Source organism: Flavobacterium sp. GT3R68, assembly GCF_007109225.1.
Taxonomy (GTDB): domain Bacteria; phylum Bacteroidota; class Bacteroidia; order Flavobacteriales; family Flavobacteriaceae; genus Flavobacterium.
This window is the reverse complement of sequence record NZ_VJZK01000004.1, coordinates 110479-131407: the sequence shown is the minus strand read 5'-3', so window position 1 is coordinate 131407 and position 20929 is coordinate 110479. Positions and strand designations below refer to the sequence as shown.

18 protein-coding genes are annotated in these 20929 nt (G+C 37.9%); 12 read left to right on the top strand and 6 right to left on the bottom strand.

Annotated elements, in window-relative coordinates; all coding sequences use genetic code 11:
• The first annotated feature begins 2 nt into the window (after positions 1-2).
• Entirely contained in the window at positions 3-1121 is a 1119-nt protein-coding gene (locus FNW07_RS09170) for a GTP cyclohydrolase (protein ID WP_126742706.1), read from the top strand.
• A gap of 29 nt (positions 1122-1150) precedes the next feature.
• Here FNW07_RS09170 and FNW07_RS09165 read toward each other — a convergent pair whose 3' ends face one another.
• Together FNW07_RS09165 and FNW07_RS09160 are read right to left on the bottom strand one after the other, a co-directional pair.
• Positions 1151-1639: a hypothetical protein gene (locus FNW07_RS09165; protein ID WP_148110486.1), complete on the bottom strand. Its 489-nt coding sequence runs from the start codon at positions 1637-1639 to the stop codon at positions 1151-1153.
• A gap of 63 nt (positions 1640-1702) precedes the next feature.
• On the bottom strand, positions 1703-2962 hold the full coding sequence (locus tag FNW07_RS09160; protein ID WP_126742708.1) for an aminotransferase class I/II-fold pyridoxal phosphate-dependent enzyme: 1260 nt from the start codon (positions 2960-2962) through the stop codon (positions 1703-1705).
• Positions 2963-3173: 211 nt separating this feature from the next.
• Between FNW07_RS09160 and FNW07_RS09155 the strand changes: the two genes are divergently transcribed.
• From FNW07_RS09155 to FNW07_RS09140, 4 genes are all read left to right on the top strand, one after another.
• Positions 3174-3956 carry an NYN domain-containing protein gene (locus tag FNW07_RS09155; RefSeq protein ID WP_126742709.1) on the top strand — a complete coding sequence of 261 codons (783 nt, stop codon included), beginning with the start codon at positions 3174-3176 and terminating at the stop codon, positions 3954-3956.
• A 1156-nt stretch (positions 3957-5112) separates the two neighbouring features.
• Entirely contained in the window at positions 5113-5691 is a 579-nt protein-coding gene (locus FNW07_RS09150; protein WP_126742710.1) for a non-canonical purine NTP diphosphatase, read from the top strand.
• A gap of 162 nt (positions 5692-5853) precedes the next feature.
• Entirely contained in the window at positions 5854-7842 is a 1989-nt protein-coding gene (locus tag FNW07_RS09145) for a DEAD/DEAH box helicase (RefSeq protein WP_126742711.1), read from the top strand.
• An 86-nt stretch (positions 7843-7928) separates the two neighbouring features.
• A complete protein-coding gene (locus FNW07_RS09140) occupies positions 7929-8693 on the top strand; it encodes a carboxypeptidase-like regulatory domain-containing protein (protein ID WP_126742712.1) in 765 nt (254 codons plus the stop codon).
• 17 nt (positions 8694-8710) lie between these two features.
• Here the strand turns inward: FNW07_RS09140 and FNW07_RS09135 are convergent, their stop codons facing one another.
• Positions 8711-9373: an RNA methyltransferase gene (locus tag FNW07_RS09135; RefSeq protein ID WP_126742713.1), complete on the bottom strand. Its 663-nt coding sequence runs from the start codon at positions 9371-9373 to the stop codon at positions 8711-8713.
• Positions 9374-9428: 55 nt separating this feature from the next.
• Here FNW07_RS09135 and FNW07_RS09130 point away from each other — a divergent pair, with 55 nt between their 5' ends.
• The 4 genes from FNW07_RS09130 to FNW07_RS09115 all read left to right on the top strand — a co-directional run bounded on the left by FNW07_RS09130 (position 9429) and on the right by FNW07_RS09115 (position 14242).
• Positions 9429-10121, top strand: coding sequence for an NAD-dependent deacylase (locus FNW07_RS09130; protein WP_126742714.1), 693 nt, complete (start codon positions 9429-9431; stop codon positions 10119-10121).
• A gap of 68 nt (positions 10122-10189) precedes the next feature.
• Positions 10190-11539, top strand: a complete 1350-nt coding sequence (gene purB, locus FNW07_RS09125; protein WP_126742715.1) for an adenylosuccinate lyase — start codon at positions 10190-10192, stop codon at positions 11537-11539.
• A 221-nt stretch (positions 11540-11760) separates the two neighbouring features.
• Entirely contained in the window at positions 11761-12366 is a 606-nt protein-coding gene (locus tag FNW07_RS09120; protein WP_126742716.1) for an NAD(P)H-dependent oxidoreductase, read from the top strand.
• Position 12367: 1 nt separating this feature from the next.
• Positions 12368-14242 carry a monovalent cation:proton antiporter-2 (CPA2) family protein gene (locus FNW07_RS09115; RefSeq protein WP_126742717.1) on the top strand — a complete coding sequence of 625 codons (1875 nt, stop codon included), beginning with the start codon at positions 12368-12370 and terminating at the stop codon, positions 14240-14242.
• Positions 14243-14307: 65 nt separating this feature from the next.
• Here FNW07_RS09115 and guaB read toward each other — a convergent pair whose 3' ends face one another.
• From guaB to FNW07_RS09100, 3 genes are all read right to left on the bottom strand, one after another.
• Positions 14308-15780: an IMP dehydrogenase gene (gene guaB / locus FNW07_RS09110; RefSeq protein WP_126742718.1), complete on the bottom strand. Its 1473-nt coding sequence runs from the start codon at positions 15778-15780 to the stop codon at positions 14308-14310.
• A gap of 175 nt (positions 15781-15955) precedes the next feature.
• Positions 15956-16819: a hydroxymethylglutaryl-CoA lyase gene (locus FNW07_RS09105; RefSeq protein WP_126742719.1), complete on the bottom strand. Its 864-nt coding sequence runs from the start codon at positions 16817-16819 to the stop codon at positions 15956-15958.
• Positions 16820-16871: 52 nt separating this feature from the next.
• A complete protein-coding gene (locus tag FNW07_RS09100) occupies positions 16872-17891 on the bottom strand; it encodes a quinone-dependent dihydroorotate dehydrogenase (protein WP_126742720.1) in 1020 nt (339 codons plus the stop codon).
• Between the two features lie 408 nt (positions 17892-18299).
• Here FNW07_RS09100 and FNW07_RS09095 point away from each other — a divergent pair, with 408 nt between their 5' ends.
• The 3 genes from FNW07_RS09095 to FNW07_RS09085 all read left to right on the top strand — a co-directional run bounded on the left by FNW07_RS09095 (position 18300) and on the right by FNW07_RS09085 (position 20899).
• The gene (locus tag FNW07_RS09095) at positions 18300-19913 is read left to right on the top strand and encodes an FAD-dependent oxidoreductase (RefSeq protein WP_126742721.1); all 1614 of its coding nucleotides are present in this window, start codon (positions 18300-18302) and stop codon (positions 19911-19913) included.
• A gap of 96 nt (positions 19914-20009) precedes the next feature.
• Entirely contained in the window at positions 20010-20204 is a 195-nt protein-coding gene (locus FNW07_RS09090; RefSeq protein WP_126742722.1) for a hypothetical protein, read from the top strand.
• 314 nt (positions 20205-20518) lie between these two features.
• Positions 20519-20899: a hypothetical protein gene (locus tag FNW07_RS09085; RefSeq protein WP_126742723.1), complete on the top strand. Its 381-nt coding sequence runs from the start codon at positions 20519-20521 to the stop codon at positions 20897-20899.
• Positions 20900-20929 lie beyond the last annotated feature (30 nt).

Sequence of the window (20929 nt, the reverse complement as noted above, 5' to 3'; positions counted from 1 at the left end):
AAATGATTACAATTAAAGAAGCAGTTACAAAAAGCGAATTATTAGATTTTATAAAATTTCCTTTTACATTATACAAAAACAATCCGTATTGGGTTCCGCCGCTGATCAGCGATGAGCAGGAAACTTTTGACAAAAAAAAGAATACCGCTTTTGAAAATGCGGATGCTCAATTTTACCTAGCTTACCATGACAATCAAATTGTAGGCCGGATTGCCGCAATCGTAAATTGGAGTGAGATAAACGACCAACAAAAAAAGAAAGTCCGTTTTGGATGGTTTGATGCTATTGATGATATTGAAGTGACCAAAGCCCTTTTGGAAAAAGTCTATGAATTAGGCCGGAAAAACAATCTTGAGTATGTTGAAGGCCCGATGGGTTTCTCCAATTTAGATAAAGTAGGTGTGCTCACCGAAGGCTTTGATCAGGTTGGAACTATGGCAACCTGGTACAGTTATCCTTATTACAAAGCGCATTTTGAGCAGTTGGGTTATGTGAAGGAAAAGGAATATATCGAAAGCAAATTCCCTTTTTCAAATGTTAAACCGGAATTTTTTGAGAAAGCGAATGATCTCGTTAAGAAAAGATACCAATTAAAACCCATCAATTTCAAAACGACAAAAGAAGTGTTGCCGCTGGTGGATAAAATGTTCGACCTATTCAATGAATCCTACGCGCCGTTAGCTTCATTCGTAGCAATAACCGATAAGCAAAAGGAATATTTCAAGAAAAAATACATTCCGTTTATAAACCCCGAATATATCAAATTTGTTGAGGATAAGGAGCATAATATTGTTGCTTTCAGTATTGTGATGCCTTCCTTTTCTCAGGCGCTTCAAAAAGCCAATGGAAAATTATTTCCTTTCGGATTCATCAATTTACTGAAAGCTAAAAAAAACAGTAAAGACGTGCTTTTCTACCTTATCGGAGTTCATCCGGATTATCAGAACAAAGCCGTTACCGCAATCATTTTTAAGGAGTATTATGAGACTTTCACAAAGAAAGGAATTATTAATTGTTTTAGAACTCCCGAATTAGCTGACAATGCAGCCAGCATTAATATGTGGAAACATTTTGACCCGGAAATCAACAAGCGCAGATGTACGTATCGAATAGATTTATAAAAAATGGCTCCAAATGGAGCCGTTTTTATTTACATCTTACATTCCACTTTGGACAGCGGCTTTCCATCAAAATGTAATTGCTTCGTGTCTCTAAATTTTGTTTTTCCATTATCATCCATAACATCGCCATAGCCTTCAATAAAAGTGTTCCCCTTTTTCAAAAAAGCAACCTGCCTGATTGAGGTTTGCCCTTCGGACTGGAACGTATACTCCGCTATAAGTGTATTGCCTTTCATTGTTCCGGATATTATTCCTGAATTGCTGTCCTTTTCAAAGAATTTATAGCTTAATTCTCCCGCTACTTTATTTTTATTTATACTTATAGTGAGTGAGATGGTATCTCTTTCAAGAACTCCGACATAACATTCTGAAATCGGCCTAACGATTACTGAAGTTTCATTTTCAGGAATGATTTCTGCTGCTTTATCCTTTTTACAAGAGACCAAAAGACTCACTAAAACCAAGTTGATAATCATTACTTTTTTCATAGACTTCAGGTCTTTAAATTGATTTGACATAAATGTAAACAAAAAACCCATCCGCCGCGGCGGATGGGTTTTTTATATAATTAACAGTTTGCATTAAGAAACATCGACAGTAGTTCTTTCTGCAATTTCCTTATAAGTACCGTTTTCTAACTTTTCACGAATTGCTTCAAAAGCCGTTAAGGTGTCCTCAATATCAGAAAATGTATGAGAAGATGTAGGTATCATTCTCAATAAAATAATCCCTTTTGGAATTACCGGATAAATCACAATTGACAAGAAAATACCATAATTTTCTCTCAAATCATTTACCATAATCATCGCTTCCGGTACACTTCCTTCCAGATAAACAGGGGTAACGCACGTATTTGTATCGCCAATATTGAAATTTCTTGAGCGTAATCCGTTTTGCAACGCATTAACGTTCTCCCAAAGTTTGTCTTTCAATTCTGGGTGATTACGCAACAATTCCAATCGTTTTAATGAACCGATTGTCTGGATCATAGGTAATGCTTTAGCAAACATTTGAGAACGTAAATTGTATTTTAGATAATCGATAATAGCAGCATCTGCAGCAACGAATGCTCCAATATTGGCCATCGATTTTGCAAAAGTCGAAAAATAAACATCAATATCATCCTGAACCCCTTGCTCCTCTCCCGCTCCTGCTCCTGTTTTTCCAAGTGTTCCAAAACCGTGTGCATCATCTACAAGTAAACGGAAATTGTATTTTTGCTTCATAGCAACAATTTCTTTCAGTTTTCCCTGCTGTCCTCTCATACCAAAAACCCCTTCAGTGATAAACAAGATTCCGCCTCCGGTTTCTTTGGCCATCTTGGTTGCACGCTGGAGGTTTTTTTCCATACTTTCCACATCATTGTGTTTGTATGTAAAACGTTTTCCCATATGCAGACGAACGCCATCAATGATACAGGCATGCGAATCCACATCATACACGATAATATCATTTTTGGTAACCAGGGCATCAATGATAGATACCATTCCCTGATATCCGAAATTCAATAAATACGCCGATTCCTTCATTACAAAAGCAGCCAATTCTTCCTCTAATTGTTCGTGGTATTTGGTATGTCCGCTCATCATACGTGCACCCATCGGATATGCTGCACCATATTGAATCGCTGCATCAGTATCTGCCTGACGCACTTCCGGGTGATTTGCTAAACCGAGATAATCATTAATAGACCAGTTTAATATCTCTTTTCCACCAAATTGCATTCTAGGACCAAGTTCTCCCTCTAATTTAGGGAAAACAAAATAACCCTCCGCTTGTGAAGCCCATTTACCTAAAGGCCCTTTATTGTTCTGAATTCTTTCGAATAAATCTTTTACCATGATATGTTCAGTACTATTATTTTATACAATAAGCCGCAAAAATAATTATTTAAAATGTATTATGGTATTGAAAGCAAAATTATTTTCAGGAGCTGTTTCCTGCTGTACACTGTATCCACGCGAAAAGCGTGGGATGCCGTTTCCATCAGGGCTAGGTCATTTTCCACAATAAAACTTTGTATATTTGGAGAACCATTTCAATAAAGAGTCTATGTCGCCTAATACAAAAGAATTAAAACTTGCCGTCCTCATTGACGCCGACAACGTTCCGTATCGGAATGTAAAAGGAATGATGGAAGAAATTGCCAAGTTCGGAACACCAACCACAAAACGGATTTATGGGGATTGGACCAAGCCAAATGCTGCCGGTTGGAAAAGCGTTTTATTGGAACACGCCATTACGCCAATTCAGCAATACAGTTATACAGTAGGAAAAAACTCCTCAGATTCTGCCTTAATCATTGATGCGATGGATTTACTCTATTCCGATAAACTGGATGGATTTTGCATTGTTTCCAGCGACAGTGATTTCACCAGATTGGCCATCCGCCTTCGGGAATCCGGAATGAAAGTCATCGGAATTGGCGAAAAGAAAACCCCAAATTCCTTTATCGTTGCCTGCGATCGGTTTATTTACATTGAAGTACTGGATGGCGCCACCAGCAAAAAATCACCCAAAAGAGCCGCATCAAATACTGCAATTGTTATGGGTACTAAAAAAGAAGTCCCAAAAACATTGAACAAAGTGGATCTGCCAACCATTGAACTAATTGAATCTACTATTGAAGATATTGGAGATGATGATGGCTGGGCATTCCTGGGCGATGTAGGAAATCTTATCGTGAAGAAAAAACCCGAATTCGATCCGCGTAATTATGGTTTTAACAAACTGACCCCGATGCTGAAATCCCTGACCGAAATACTGGAAATCGACGAACGCGATTCCGACAAAAAAGGAATCAAACACGTGTACGTCCGACTACGCTTCAGCTGATTTCCTTGAAAGTATTAAATAAAAAAGGAGGCCGTTTGACAGACCTCCGATTTTGATAAATTTTGATTCACTATTAATTTCTTTCTTTTGACAGATTGATATATTAGATAATTAATCAAAAATCTACACTCAAAGATACAATAATTTTTTGATTAACAATCTATAGTTCAGTATTTTAACTATTTATTAGCATTTTTGATTCCAAACAAAAAAGACAACAAAAAAAAGAGGCCTTTTAACAGGCCTCTCATGTCAATTTTGATTCGTTCAGTAAATAATCTTTCTTAAAAAACAGATTGATAAATTAAAGCAATAATCAAAACCTACACTCAAAGATACAATAATATTGAATTCACGGTATTGAAAATTAACATTTTAACTATTAATTAATAGATTTCAAATTTTTATGGAAATGCATAAAAAAGAGGCCCTTATACAAGGCCTCTAGTTGTCATTTTGATTTACAATTATCACCTTATACCTTTCAGTATAGCTGACTATTGAATATCTTCCCTTATACAGATGAATACTCAAGTAATTAATCAAAACTACATCATAAAAGTACAATATTTTTTGCTGTATAAAAATATAATCCAGCACTTTAACTAATTTTTATAGCATAAAAAAAGAGGCCCTTTCAGACCTCTTCAGTTGTGGTTTTGATTTACTATTATCAACTGCACCTTTCGGTTGGCTGACTATTGAATATTTCCTAATGCAGATTGGTATATTCAAGTAATTAATCAAAACTACACTTCAAAGATAAAAAAAAATTTACCTAACTTATTGTAAATGAATTTTTTAATTATTATTTAACGAATCTGCCATTCAAATAATACATTAAAACAGCTTTCCTCAGATGCCATACAAAAAAAAGCCAAAATTACTGTTAGCTTTTTTTTAAGTACAATCAGAACCAAAATAATCAGCAGAATTACCTACAGCAGCTTTAAATGCTACGAAATCTTTTGTACATCCAGTTTAATTAATCTTTTTCCCGAGAAACATCTGAACCACTAACAACCACAAACTAATTTAATCTAGTCTCTAACATAAAATTGAAAAACAATTATGTATAAATAATTTAATAATTACACTTTCTCAAATATTGTTTAAAACAAGTAACTTTGTCTCTTTGTAACAAAAAAAATAAATTATGCAACTCGTCTTGGCCTCCAACAATAAAAATAAAATCCAGGAAATTCAGCAATTACTTCCGGAGAACATCCAAATCTTAAGCCTTGAAGACATTGGATGTTATGAAGATATTCCCGAAACCGCCGATACTATTGAAGGAAATGCCATTTTGAAGGCCAACTATGTTACTCAAAAATACGGTTACGATTGTTTTGCAGACGACACTGGGCTCGAAGTTGAAGCTTTAAATGGTGCTCCTGGAGTATACTCGGCACGTTATGCAGGTGAACAAAAAAATGCCGACGATAATATGGATAAACTTCTTGTTGCGCTTTCGGAAGAATCCAACAGAAAAGCCCAGTTCAAAACCGTCATCGCATTAAATATAAACAACCAACAGCACCTTTTTACGGGCATAGCCAAGGGTGAAATTACTGCTGCTAGGAAAGGAAGTAAGGGTTTCGGATATGATCCCATTTTTAAACCAAAAGGATATCATGCAACTTTCGCAGAATTGGACATGGCCGAGAAAGCAGCCATCAGCCACAGAGGGATTGCTATTAACCTATTGCTGAAACATTTGAATTCGGCACTATAACATCGCTTATCTGACAGTTTTACACGCGTTGAACCGGTACAAATAGCAATTATAAAACATAAAAAGCTGACAGTCAATTCATCATCAATATTTAAAACTGTTAAAAGCATTAGTTTATCACAAATATAAGGTGTACTTTTGCAAAATATTTTAAAATACAATATGAATAAATTTGAACAATTAGGATTGAGTGAATCGTTACTGAAGGCGATTTTAGATCTAGGATTTGAGAATCCGACTGAAGTACAGGAGAAAGCGATTCCCCTATTATTGGAAAAAGATACTGATATGGTTGCGTTGGCTCAGACAGGGACAGGGAAGACGGCAGCATTTGGTTTTCCGCTAATTCAAAAAATTGATGCCAACAACAGAAATACACAAGCATTAATTTTATCTCCAACACGTGAACTTTGTTTACAGATTACCAACGAAATTAAAAATTACTCTAAATACGAAAAAGGTATTAATGTAGTAGCAGTTTACGGTGGTGCAAGTATTACAGAGCAAGCCAGAGACATTAAAAGAGGCGCACAGATTATCGTGGCCACTCCGGGTAGAATGCAGGACATGATTAACAGAGGATTGGTAAACATCTCTCAGATTAATTATTGCATTCTTGACGAAGCAGATGAAATGTTGAACATGGGCTTCTACGAAGACATCGTAAACATCTTATCTACCTCTCCGGACGAAAAAAGCACATGGTTGTTCTCTGCAACTATGCCACAGGAAGTAGCACGTATTGCAAAACAATTCATGCACGATCCTTTAGAAATTACAGTTGGAACTAAAAACTCGGGTTCTGCAACCGTTTCTCACGAATTTTACTTAGTAAATGCACGTGACCGTTACGAAGCTTTGAAACGTTTAGCCGATGCTAATCCAGACATTTTCTCAGTAGTTTTCTGTCGTACCAAAAGAGATACACAGGCTGTTGCTGAAAAATTGATTGAGGACGGATACAGCGCTGCCGCTTTGCACGGAGATTTATCTCAGGCGCAACGTGACGGTGTAATGAAATCTTTCCGTGGAAGACAAATCCAAATGTTGGTAGCTACCGATGTTGCTGCACGTGGAATTGACGTTGATAATATTACTCACGTAGTAAACTATCAATTACCTGATGAAATCGAAACTTACAATCACCGTTCAGGACGTACGGGAAGAGCCGGGAAACTTGGAACTTCTATCGTAATTGTTACTAAAAGTGAATTGCGTAAGATTTCTTCTATCGAAAGAATCATCAAACAAAAATTTGAAGAAAAAACTATTCCATCAGGAATCGAAATCTGTGAAATCCAATTGTTGCACCTTGCAACTAAAATAAAAGACACAGAAGTAGATCACGAAATTGACAACTACTTACCTGCAATTAATCAAGTTTTAGATGGTTTAACCAAAGAAGAACTGATTAAGAAAATGGTATCGGTAGAATTCAACCGTTTTATTGCTTACTACAAGAAAAACAGAGACATTTCCAATCAATCTTCAGGTTCAGACAGACGTGAGCGTGATGATAGGGATGGAGCTCCAAGAGAAAACAACAACAATGGCGCAACACGTTATTTTGTAAATATTGGCTCGAGAGACAATTTCGACTGGATGCAATTGAAAGATTACCTTAAAGAAACTTTAGACTTAGGTCGTGACGATGTATTTAAGGTTGATGTAAAAGAAGGTTTCTCTTTTTTTAACACAGACCCGGAACACACCGATAAAGTAATGGAAATATTGAACAACGTACAATTAGAAGGACGTAGAATCAATGTGGAGATTTCTAAAAACGATGGTGGCGGAAGCGGAAGAAGAGATCACAACGGAAGAAGTTCCAGTGGTGGATTTGGAGGCGGAAGAAGCTCAGGTGGCGGCGAGAGAAGAAGTTCCGGAGGCGGCGGATTTGGTGGCAGAAGTTCTGCTCCAAGAGAAGGTGGTTTCAGAAGCGAAAGAAGCTCAGCTCCAAGAGAAGGCGGATTCGGAGGAAGAAGCTCAGCACCGAGAGAAGGTGGTTTTGGCGGAAGAAGTTCAGCTCCAAGAGAGGGTGGATTTTCACCAAGAGAACCAAGAACAGAAGGTTCTTCAGACAGAGCTCCAAGAAGATCAGAAGGCTTCAGCAGTGATGCACCAAAAGCAAGAAGACCAAGAAAAAGCTAATACTTTTAGTTAATTTTCTTATAATTATACGAAGACTGCACAATATCTTATCGGGTTTTATTACTTTTAAAGTTTTAAAGCCACATATGAGATATTTTGTAGTCTTCTTTTTAGTATTACTTTCCACATTTACTGTAGCACAGACTACAGAATCCCAAAAAGTTACAGGAACTATCATTAACGACAACAACATGTTGCCGTTAGCCAATGTCAATATCATTAATCTAAATAAAGTAAAAGGGACCATCTCGGATTCGAAAGGTTTTTTTGAACTTGAAATTGCCGTAAACGATACCTTACACCTTTCCCTCATTGGATTCAAATCCTTGACTATACGAGTGACCAACGACTGGGTCAAAAATAAAACGACCCGCATTCAGATGACCGAAAAAGCCATCGCACTTGAAGAAGTTGTCGTACGCCCTTATGATTTAACCGGGTATCTTGAAATCGACTCCAAACTGATTCCAACAAGAGAAAATTATCGTTATAGTATTTCAGGTCTTGACACGGGTTATGAGGCAGGCGAATATTCTCCGGGTGCTTTTGGAAGGGTCATGGGATCTTTATTCAATCCTGCGGATATGCTCTATAATTTCTTTGGCAAAAAACCGAAAGAGCTTAAAAAAATAAAGGAAATGCGCAAGGACGATACTGTTCGTAATTTATTGGCCTCCAAATTTGACCGCGAAACAATTTCTGTACTTCTTGGAGTCGATAAAAAAGAAATTGCCGAAATTCTAGAACGTTGCAATTACTCCGAATCCTTTGTAAAAACTGCGAACGATCTACAAATCATGGATGCTATCAGTGAATGTTACGAAGAATATAAGATTCTGAAGAAGAAATAAATTTCATCAAAAGACAATCAATCTACTTTTTCTGAATAATACCGCGCTTCAATTCTTTTGATATCCTTAATGGAATTCTTGGCCCAGGCCAATCGCTTTTCCAGAATTTCTTCATCAGACAAATGCCAGTCTATATCCGAATGGCGCAATCGGTTCATCAAATTCTGAATGATTATTGCCGCCGAAACGGAGATATTCAGGCTTTCGGTAAAACCAACCATCGGTATTTTTAAAAAACCATCCGCCTGTTTCAATATTTCTTCTGATAATCCGTCTCTTTCGGTACCAAAAAATAAAGCACTTGGTTTGGAAATATCAAAATCTTCAAGCAGACAGTCATTATCGTGCGGTGTGGTTGCAATAATCTGATATCCTTTTCCTTTCAGACTGGCAATGCATCCGGAGACACTGTCGAATTTATTGATGTCCACCCATTTTTGGGCGCCCATCGCAATTTCCTTATCGATGCTTTTTCCGTAACGCTCTTCAATAACATTCAGTTCCTGAATCCCGAAAACCTCACAGCTGCGCATCACCGCACTCGCATTGTGCATCTGAAAAACATCTTCAATGGCCACCGTAAAATGATGGGTTCTGTTTTGCAGCACTTTCAAAAATTTCTCTTTCCGATTTTCAGTCAATATGTTTTCCAAAAAAGCCAGGTATTCGAGATCCACCATTATCAATATTTTTTGGTAAATTTAAAAACAATTACGAGTTTAAAATAATTTAAGAATGAAAAGAAAATTAGTGGTTCTGACCGGTGCAGGAATCAGTGCCGAAAGCGGCATTAAAACGTTCCGTGATTCGGACGGGCTATGGGAAGGACATGATGTAATGGAAGTCGCTTCGCCGGAAGGCTGGAATAAAAACCCGGAATTGGTACTGGATTTTTATAACAAACGAAGACAACAACTAAAACAGGTTCAACCCAATGCCGGACATCAGATTCTTGCCGAACTGGAAACTGATTTCGATGTATACATCATCACCCAAAACGTCGACAACCTACATGAGAAAGCCGGAAGCACAAAAGTCTTGCATCTTCACGGGGAACTATTAAAAATCCGAAGCACGAAAGATGAGAATTACATTCTGGATTGGCATGACGATTTAATTTTAGGGGATTTTGACAACAACAACCATCAAATGCGTCCACATATTGTTTGGTTTGGTGAAGAAGTTCCGGCTTTGGAGCAGGCTTTAGAGTTAACAAAGCAGGCGGATATTTTTGCGGTCATCGGCACATCGTTACAAGTCTATCCGGCGGCGGGATTAGTGCAATATACGCATCCCGACACACCCGTTTTTTATATCGACCCCAAACCTGTCCAAATTCACAATCTGCCCAATCTGCTCGATGTGATTCCGGAAGTCGCTTCCGAAGGAATGAAAATACTTAAAAAGAAGCTTTTAGATTTTATTTAAAAAAGTAATCCTTTTCAAAATTGTTTCTAAAGGTTTATATTTGTGCCTTTCGAACAAACAACACAACAATGACTACTTTAAACGAATTGAATGCTATATCTCCAATTGACGGCCGATATAGAAACAAGACTATTTCCTTAGCTCCTTTTTTCTCTGAAGAAGCCTTAATCAAATACCGTGTATTAGTTGAAATTGAATATTTCATCGCACTTTGTGAAGCTCCTTTACCACAGTTAAAAGAAGTCAATACCAATTTATTTGAAAGTTTACGGAATATCTATAAAAATTTCTCTACAGAAGATGCACTTTGGATTAAAGAAACCGAGAAAACAACAAATCATGATGTAAAAGCAGTTGAATATTTCATCAAGGATGCTTTTGAAAAATTAGGGTTATCAGCACATAAAGAGTTTATCCATTTTGGATTAACTTCCCAAGATATCAATAATACGGCGATTCCACTTTCGACCAAAGAAGCTTTCGAAAAAGTATATATGCCGTCTTTGATAACATTGACATCGAAACTGAAGGATTTAAGCATTGAATGGAAAGACATACCAATGCTGGCCCGTACCCACGGACAACCTGCTTCCCCTACCCGCTTAGGCAAAGAAATTGGTGTGTTTGTAGAACGTTTGGAAGAGCAGATGCGTTTGTTGTTCAACATTCCGTTTGCCGCTAAATTTGGTGGCGCTACAGGGAATTACAATGCCCATCATGTGGCTTATCCGCAGATTGACTGGAGAAAATTCGGAAATAATTTTGTGGAAGAAACTTTAGGATTACATCATTCATTCCCAACGACACAGATTGAGCACTACGACCATTTTGCGGCATTTTTCGATGCTTTGAAAAGAATCAATACCATTATCATTGATTTGGACCGTGATATCTGGACCTACGTTTCGATGGATTATTTCAAACAAAAAATCAAAGCTGGCGAAATTGGTTCTTCCGCGATGCCTCATAAAGTAAATCCAATCGATTTTGAAAATTCGGAAGGGAATTTAGGGATAGCAAATGCTATTTTCGAGCATCTTTCGGCTAAATTACCATTATCAAGACTTCAGAGAGATTTAACTGACAGCACCGTCTTAAGAAACATTGGCGTTCCGATTGGACATACATTAATCGCTTTTGAGGCTACTTTAAAAGGATTGAACAAACTGCTATTGAATGAACCGAAATTTGCGGAAGATTTAGAAAAAAACTGGGCTGTGGTTGCGGAAGCTATTCAGACTATTTTAAGAAGAGAAGCGTATCCAAATCCATACGAAGCATTGAAAGGCCTGACCAGAACCAATACAACAATTGACAAAAATGCGATCCAGGATTTCATTGCCACATTGGAAGTTTCGGACGAGATAAAAACAGAATTGATGCAAATTACCCCAAGTAATTATTTAGGGATCAACTAAATACTACATCAAAATCCCATGCAACCCGCTAATAATTTTAGCGGGTTTTTTTATTTTATTTTATAAAAATATCATAAAATTTGAATTTCTGCTGAGATTGGATTTCCGAAACTCCGCTTTATTTTATATCTTTCACAATGAACGGAAGCGTTCGGGACAGTTAGCACGTAATGCATTTTTTAGCTGGGTCAAAAACATATATATTCAGTAATCTAACGTCCATGCCACAAAATAAAATCTTAATTATATTTTCTCATCCTTTATTTGAAAAATCGCATGCTAATAAAGCATTGGTTAAAAATATTCCCGAATCAGAGAATATCACTTTTCATGATTTGTACGAGGAATATCCAGATTTTGATATTGACGTAAAACACGAACAATGGTTATTGACACAGCATGATATAATCATCTGGCACCATCCTATGTACTGGTATAGTTGTCCGCCGTTGATGAAACAGTGGATTGATATGGTTTTGGAACATGGCTGGGCCTATGGCAGAAAAGGAAAAGTACTTCAGGATAAAATTGTTTTCCAGGTAATTACCACCGGCGGAGACAAAGAAAACTATTGTGAAACGGGACGAGACCGGTATACGATCCCCAATTTACTGGAGCCCTTCAATCAGACGGCAAAAGTATGCAATATGCAGTATCTACCTCCGTTTGTAGTCCATGGAACCCATAATATGACCGAAGAGGATTATCATAAGAATGGATTGATTTATGGCTATTTTTTGGAATATTTAGAAAATAATGATTTAAACATTGAAGAAATTTTGGAATACCATTATATGAACGAATGGTTTGCAACAATACAAATATAAAATGGATACTAATTTTCTACTTCAGGCAATCATCTATTTATCGGCAGCAGTGATTTGTGTTCCCATTGCTAAAAAAATGGGATTAAGCTCGACCTTGGGCTACTTATTTGCCGGTATGATCATTGGGCCATTCGTATTGGGATTCATTGGTCATGAAGGCCAGGACATCATGCATTTTGCGGAATTTGGTGTAGTAATGATGTTGTTCCTTATTGGCCTTGAAATGGAGCCGGAGAAATTTTGGAAAATGAAGAGATTCATTCTCGGGATGGGTAGCATGCAAATGATTGCTACAACCATTGTTTTATTTATAGGCTGCCTCATTTTCATGGAATGGAATTGGAAAGCAACGTTGGCTATTTCGTTATCTTTGGCACTTTCCTCCACAGCAATCGTATTGCAAACCATTAAGGAAAAAGGACTGTCTAAAACCTCGATGGGACGTTCCTCATTTGCCATACTTCTTTTTCAGGATATTGCGGTAATCCCAATTCTTGCTTTTTTACCTCTATTGTCTTCTGTAAATCCTGAAACCGTTAATGAAATTCAGCCCTCGTTAATTTCAGGTTATGCCAGTTGGTTACAGACACTTATCGTTTTAGGAATCATCTCCCTAATATATTTTGGTGGCCGTTTTGTGTTTGTTCCTCTTTTACATATCATAGCAAAAACCAGACTCCAGGAACTTTTTACTGCCTCCGCCTTGCTTCTTGTTGTCGGCGTTTCGTACCTCATGCAGTTAGTGGGGTTAAGTCCGGCGCTTGGTGCATTTATGGCAGGTGTCGTACTGGCCAATTCCAAATTCAGACACGAATTAGAAGGAGATATTGCCCCGTTCAAGGGACTATTATTAGGGTTGTTTTTCATTGGCGTAGGCGCCTCGATCAACTTCAGGCTGATCAGTATCAATCCGTTGTTTATTTTTGCTTTTGGGGCCATTTTAACGATGGTTAAATTTGTGGTTCTTTTGGCTATAGGCAAATTTTACAAAAAGAGAAAAGATCAGAATATCTTAATGTCATTGAGTTTGAGCCAAGCGGGGGAATTCGGCTTTGTGATTATGAGTTTCTCGATGTTATTGAATATTATTCCGAGTATGCTGGCCAATCAGATTATGGCAGTCATCGCTTTGAGTATGGTGGCCACACCGTTTTTATTACTTATTAATGAACGACTGATTTACCCCAATACCCGGGCTAAAGTAAAAGAGCGCAAAAATGACAGCGATTACATTAACGAAAACAATCCTGTTATCATCGCGGGTTTTGGTCATTTTGGAAGTACCGTTGGAAGGCTACTCCGAGCTAATAATGTCAAAGCTACCATTTTGGATTATGATTCAGATCGAATTGATTTGCTTCGGAAAATGGGTTTCAAGGTTTATTATGGCGATGCTACCCGTTTGGAATTATTAAAAGCAGCAGGATGCGAAAATGCCAAATTATTTATTGCCGCCATTGATAATCCCAGTGTAAACCTGCAGGTGATTGAATTGCTGCAAAAACATTTTCCGAAACTAAAGATCATGACCAGGGCCCGTAACCGTATCGATGCCTATGAACTGATAGATCATAAAGTAAATCATATTTATCGCGAAACTTTATACAGCGCCGTTCATATGGGCGTGGATGCTTTAGTGGAACTGGGACATCGGAAATATACCGCCAACCGCCAAGGCCAGCAGTTTATTAAATATGACGAAATCAACATCCGTAAACTGGCCGAAAAACGGCATGATAGAATGGCTTATCTGGTGTCAGTGAAAGAAGAAAATGAAATGCAGGAACAATTACTGAAAAGTGATATTCATGCACAGATAGCCGCCACCAATCACAGTTGGGATAGTGAACATTTAAAGAAGGATTTACTAGAATAAATTCATCAAAAAAGGCATAAATATAGCAATGAAGTTACATTTATGCCTTAAAATATAGCTAATAATTATCTCGAATAATTCGGAGCTTCTTTAGTAATGGTCACATTATGAGGATGACTTTCATTAATTCCGCTAGCGGTAATGCGAACAAAACGACCGGTTTCCTGTAAAGTCTGAATGTCTTTAGAACCGCAATATCCCATCCCGGCCCGTAAACCGCCGATAAATTGTAACATGCTTTCGTTAAGTTCTCCTTTATAAGGTACACGGCCAACAATTCCTTCCGGAACCAGTTTCTTGACATCATCTTCTACATCCTGGAAATAACGGTCTTTTGACCCGCCTTCCATTGCTTCAACAGAACCCATTCCGCGGTAGGATTTGAATTTTCTTCCTTCAAAAATAATGGTTTCTCCCGGCGATTCTTTGGTTCCTGCCAGAAGGGAACCCAACATTACGCAATCAGCACCTGCGGCGATTGCTTTTGGAATATCACCCGTATAACGGATTCCACCATCAGCAATTACAGGAACACCGGTACCTTTTATCGCAGCAGCCACTTCCAACACTGCTGAAAATTGCGGAAAACCAACACCCGCCACAATACGAGTGGTACAGATGGACCCCGGTCCGATTCCGACTTTCACACCATCAGCACCATTTTCCACTAAGAATTTGGCAGCTTCAGGAGTGGCGATATTTCCAACGATAACATCTATTTGGGGGAATTTACTTTTTACTTCTTTCAACACATTGACAACACCTTGCGTATGTCCGTGGGCCGTATCTATAATAATTGCATCAACACCTGCATTCACCAAAGCTTCAGCTCTCTGAACCGCATCACCGGTAACTCCGATAGCGGCAGCAACACGCAAACGTCCGAAAACATCTTTGTTGGCAATTGGTTTTTGGGTTAACTTGGTGATATCTCTAAAGGTAATCAATCCCACTAATTTATAGTTGGCATCGACAACCGGAAGTTTTTCGATTTTGTTTCCTTGCAGGACAACTTCGGCTTGTTCCAATGAAGTTCCTTCCGCTACGGTAACCAGATTTTCGCTGGTCATCACCTCAACAATTGGTCGGGCATTGTTTTTTTCGAAACGCAAATCCCGATTGGTAACAATTCCTTTTAGTATTTTGTTTTCATCCACAATTGGAATACCACCAATACCAAATTCCTTCATGGCACTTTTGGCATCAGCAACGTTAGAAGTCAACGGCAAAGTTACCGGATCGATGATCATACCGGACTCGGCACGCTTTACTTTACGGACTTTCGCAGCCTGTTGCTCGATGGTCATATTTTTATGTAAAACACCTATTCCGCCTTCCTGAGCCATAGCAATTGCCATAGCACTTTCGGTCACGGTATCCATAGCTGCGGATACAATGGGAACATTAAGCGTTATATTTCTTGAAAATTTTGATTGGATACTCACTTCGCGAGGAAGCACATTGGAGTAGTTGGGAATCAGTAGGACATCATCGTAAGTTAAACCTTCGCCGATAATCTTTGTGTTGTGTGCTATCATTGCAATTTGTAGTTAAATTGCGTGCAAATATAAGGAATTTATCATTAAAAATGGAATTGAAATAACATTATATTAAGAATCCGTATTTGGAATCCAAAATCCCTAGCCCCGATGGAAGCAAGTATCCTTATTATTTTTTTTATAATAAGATACTGTGAACAGCGGGAAAAAGCTCCTAATGAAACTCGCCAAATAATTTGGTCGCTTCATTGTAACTGCTTTCAAAGCTCATTGGACTGGTATTGGTGTTTTCTTTTTGAGTCGTAAAGTAAGACAATAATTTTTCGGTCGGCATGTTCCCGGTCAAATCGTCTTTGGCCATCGGACAGCCTCCAAAACCCTGAATGGCACCATCGAACCGGCGGCACCCTGCTTTATAGGCAGCATCTACTTTTTCGAACCATTTTTCGGGTATTGTATGCAGGTGCGCTCCGAATTCTATTTTGGGGTATTTCGGAATCAGGTTGGAGAATAAATACTCTATCATTGCCGGGGTGGAACTTCCCACCGTATCAGAAAGAGAAAGGATTTTGACACCCATTTTAGACAATTTCCCGGTCCAATCCCCCACGATATCCACATTCCATGGGTCACCATAAGGATTTCCAAAACCCATTGAAAGATAGGCTACGACCTCCTTATTACTTTTATCGGCGATTTCGAGAATTTCCTGCAAGGTAACTAACGACTCCGCTATCGTTTTGTGGGTATTCCGCATCTGAAAATTTTCAGAAATGGAGAAAGGATAACCTAAATATTGAATTTCAGAATGTCCTGACGCTGTGACGGCGCCTTGCGTATTGGCGATAATGGCCAGTAATTTACTTCGGGTCTGCGACAGGTCCAGCTGCGCCAGAACCTCAGCGGTATCCTGCATCTGCGGAATGGCTTTCGGGGAAACAAAACTACCAAAATCGATAGTGTCAAAGCCCACACGCAGTAAAGACTGGATGTAAGCGACTTTTTTTTCGGTAGGAATAAATGCCTTAATGCCTTGCATCGCATCACGTGGGCATTCAATTATTTTTATAGGTTCCATAGAAATTCAAAGATAGAAAACAATTGTGAATTGTAAATTACGAATTTCGAAATTAATAATTCTCTAAAATCTTTTTGTTTATGGCTTTCACCAAAGCGGGTCCCTCGTAAATAAACCCGGTGTACAATTGAATCAGACTCGCTCCGGCTTCTAATTTCTCTATCGCGTCTTCTGCAGAATGGATTCCTCCCACTCCAATGATTGGAAATGCTTTGTTACTTTTTTCAGAAAGGAAACGGATGACTTCGGTGGACCTCTGGGTCAATGGTTTACCGGAAAGACCACCCATTTCAGATTTATTTGAAGATTGCAACCCTTCACGGGAAATGGTGGTATTGGTTGCAATTACGCCTGCAATTTTAGTCTCCTTAATAATGTCGATAATATCCAACAACTGTTCATCGGTTAAATCGGGTGCTATTTTTAACAGGATTGGCTTTGGATTGGGTTTGGCCGAATTTTTATTCTGTAACGTCTGCAGCAATTTTGTCAACGGCTCCTTATCCTGCAAAGCCCGAAGATTGGGCGTATTAGGCGAACTCACATTGACTACAAAATAATCTACATGATTATACAAGGCATCAAAACAGATTTCATAATCGGAAGTGGCATCTTCATTGGGCGTCAGCTTATTTTTACCGATGTTTCCACCAATCAAAACCCCGTTGTTTTTCTTCAGTCTTTCTACTGCTTCCAGAACTCCGCCGTTATTGAATCCCATTCGGTTGATGATGGCGCTGTCTTCTTTGAGACGAAACAAACGTTTTTTGGGATTTCCTTCCTGGCCTTTTGGAGTTAATGTTCCTATTTCAATGAATCCGAATCCAAAATTGGATAATTCCTGATATAATTTGGCATCCTTATCAAAACCCGCTGCTAATCCTACCGGATTTTTAAACTTGAGGCCGAAAATTTCTGTTTCCAGTCTTTTGTCATTGACTACATAAAGAGATCTGAAAATGGATGAGAATCCGGGAATATTGGATAAAGAGCGAATGAGTGAAAAGGTGAAATAATGTACTTCTTCCGGATCAAACCAAAAAAGTATCGGGCGGATAATCAGTTTATACATGTTTGCGTTATGTTGTGTAGCGCAAAAATAGAGTTTCTCCGTATAATTAAAAAATGAGTACGCTAATTAATTCCATTTTGGCGAAATTGAAAATTTTCAACCAATACTACTTTTTTAAAAAAAAATTTTTAATTGCGAGACTCCGTTTTTATTGGGATAGTGAATTATCGCATTTAAAAATTTGTAAAAATTTACTGAATTAATTCACTGGTAATCATAATATTAAAATTTATTTCGTAAATTTAAATATTCAAAAATTACAATTTTAGCTACAATTATTTTCAATTTATATTGCTTTGGGGATGCCATCCTTAAATTTTATGCGGTATTAAATAAAGAAGTTTAGTAGTAAAATGCTTTCTCCATACAATTTACAACAACGAATTAACTGAATCAAAATTAACTGATATGGCGACACGGACTGTAAAAACTAAATCTATTAACGACGAAATTTCCGGAGAAGGAATAATTACTTCAGGCGAAAACCTCTCTTTTTGGCATTCATCTTTTACTCAACCTTTGCAATATAGTAAACTGATTGCTGACACTAACACTGATATATTGGTTATTGGTGGTGGAATTGCCGGCCTTACAACTGCTTATTGTCTTGCAAAAGAGGGCCGAAAGGTTATTATAGTTGAAGATGGATTCATTGGAAGCGGAGAGACAGGAAGAACAACAGCTCATATTACCTGCGCTTTGGACGACCGTTATTTTGAATTGGAGAAAATTTTTGATCAGGAAACGGCTCAGTTGGCGGCAAACAGTCATATGGCGGCCATAGAATGGATCGCAAATACAGTCAAACATCATAAAATTAACTGTCATTTCAAAAGAGTGGACGGGTATTTGTTTTTACACCCGACTGATAACAAAGAAAATCTGGAGAAAGAATACGAGGCTACGAAACGTCTTGGGCTGATTACGGAAATGGTAAAATCGGTACCGTTTATTGCAGCTGAGAAAGGCAAATGGGCCATCAGATTCGCTGACCAGGCCCAATTTCATGTTCTTATGTACCTCAAGGGACTTGCGAATGCTTTTATAAAATTAGGCGGCAAAATTTACACCGAGTCCAAAGCGGAGAATATTACCAAAGAAGGCGCTACTGTAAATGGATTTAAGATAACTGCCAATCACATCGTGGTGGCCACGAATACTCCGGTCAATGACTGGGTGACGATGCACACGAAACAATGGCCTTACCGTACGTATGTTATAGGAGCTAAAATTCCCAAAGGGAAACTACCGTATGCGCTATGGTGGGACACAGGGAACCTGGATTCCAAATGGCTATCCCAACCCTATCATTATGTACGTTTGGAAGAATTTGACGAAGACTACGATATTTTAATTTCCGGAGGAGAAGATCATCGAACCGGTCAGTCAGAACAGGAACATATTAAGGAAGAGGACCGGTATGAGCGATTGGCTAAGTGGACTAAGAAACATTTTCCCGATATCCAGACTATTGAATACAAATGGTCCGGACAGGTTATGGAACCATTGGATTCATTAGCCTATATAGGACGCAATCCCGGTGACGAAAACATCTACATTATTACAGGCGATTCAGGAAATGGCATGACGCACGGAACACTTGGCGGAATGATCATTACTGACCTGATCACCGGAAAAGAAAATCCATGGGCTAAAATATATAGTCCTTCCCGCATTACTTTAAAAAATACCGGTGACTACCTGCATGAAGTCGGCAACATGGTCGTACAATATGGAGATTGGTTTACCAAGGAAGATGTAAAGTCGGCTGAAGATTTAAAACCAGGACAAGGAGGAATAGTGTCGGCAGGAATGAAAAAAATTGCCGCCTATTGCGACGAACATAATGTCCTTCACACATGTACCGCAATTTGTCCACATTTAGGCGGCATTTTGCATTGGAATGCCGATGAAAAAACATTTGACTGTCCGATGCATGGTTCCCGTTTTACCTATGACGGCAAGGTGATTAACGGTCCCGCCACATCAGATTTGAAGAAAATTGAACGCTCAAATTCATAAGAATTTATAAGAATAAACAATTTTAATGTAAAATAACACGTTATAACAAGAACTATCTTACGGTATTGAAAAACAAACCTTTAAAAACAAATTATCATGAATTTAAAAAGAATCTTTGGGGCCTTACTTACGGCCCTGGGAATAGGCGGATTAATTTACACCGCAGTTATTTTTGCAAGCACAGCGGGTGATACACGAGATATCAAAACACTTATTATTTACGGAGTGTTGGGGATTATTTTTTTCATTTCAGGAATCAGTTTGGTACGTACAACGAAAGACGAATCATAAGTTTTTATTTATTAATTTTAAATCCCTTTTAAACTAAGTGATGTAGGAAAACATTTGAGATATAAGTTAATAAAATACTGCAATTATAAAATTATTTTATTGCTGCATATCAATTATTCGCAATATTTTATTAACTTTATGTCACACCAAATCATTAAATAACAATTATTTATGCGTTTTAAATATTTTTTTTAACAAATGTCAGAATTGCAATTTTAGAAAAATCTAATGATATTTTTAAATTCTTTTGATAGTTAAAACGGAAGAATAGCTCCAGATGTCTTGAAATTTTTATAAAATTAAAATTGGCAGCAATGGCAGAAAAAAAATTAGGCATTTGGATGGATCATTCAACTGCACATTTGATGAAATTTATTGGCGGGTCCATTGAAACAGAGATCATCGAATCCCGATTAATCGATCTGGAAAACGTAAATAGGTTGTGGAATAACGTAGGTCGTTTTATGAGCTACGAAAAACAACAACGATGGGCCTATTTTTCAAAACTGAATGAGATCATTAAAGATTATAAGAAAATAATCCTATTTGGTCCATCGGATGCAAAAATCGAACTATTTGATATTTTAAGTGAAGATGAGCGGTGCCTGAAAATTAAAGTAGAAATTCAGCAGGCAGACCCAATGACTGAGAATCAGGAACAAGCATTCGTTAAAGAGTATTTTTCAAAGAACTAAGTCAGCTTCGCTAGTTTATAAATTTAAAAA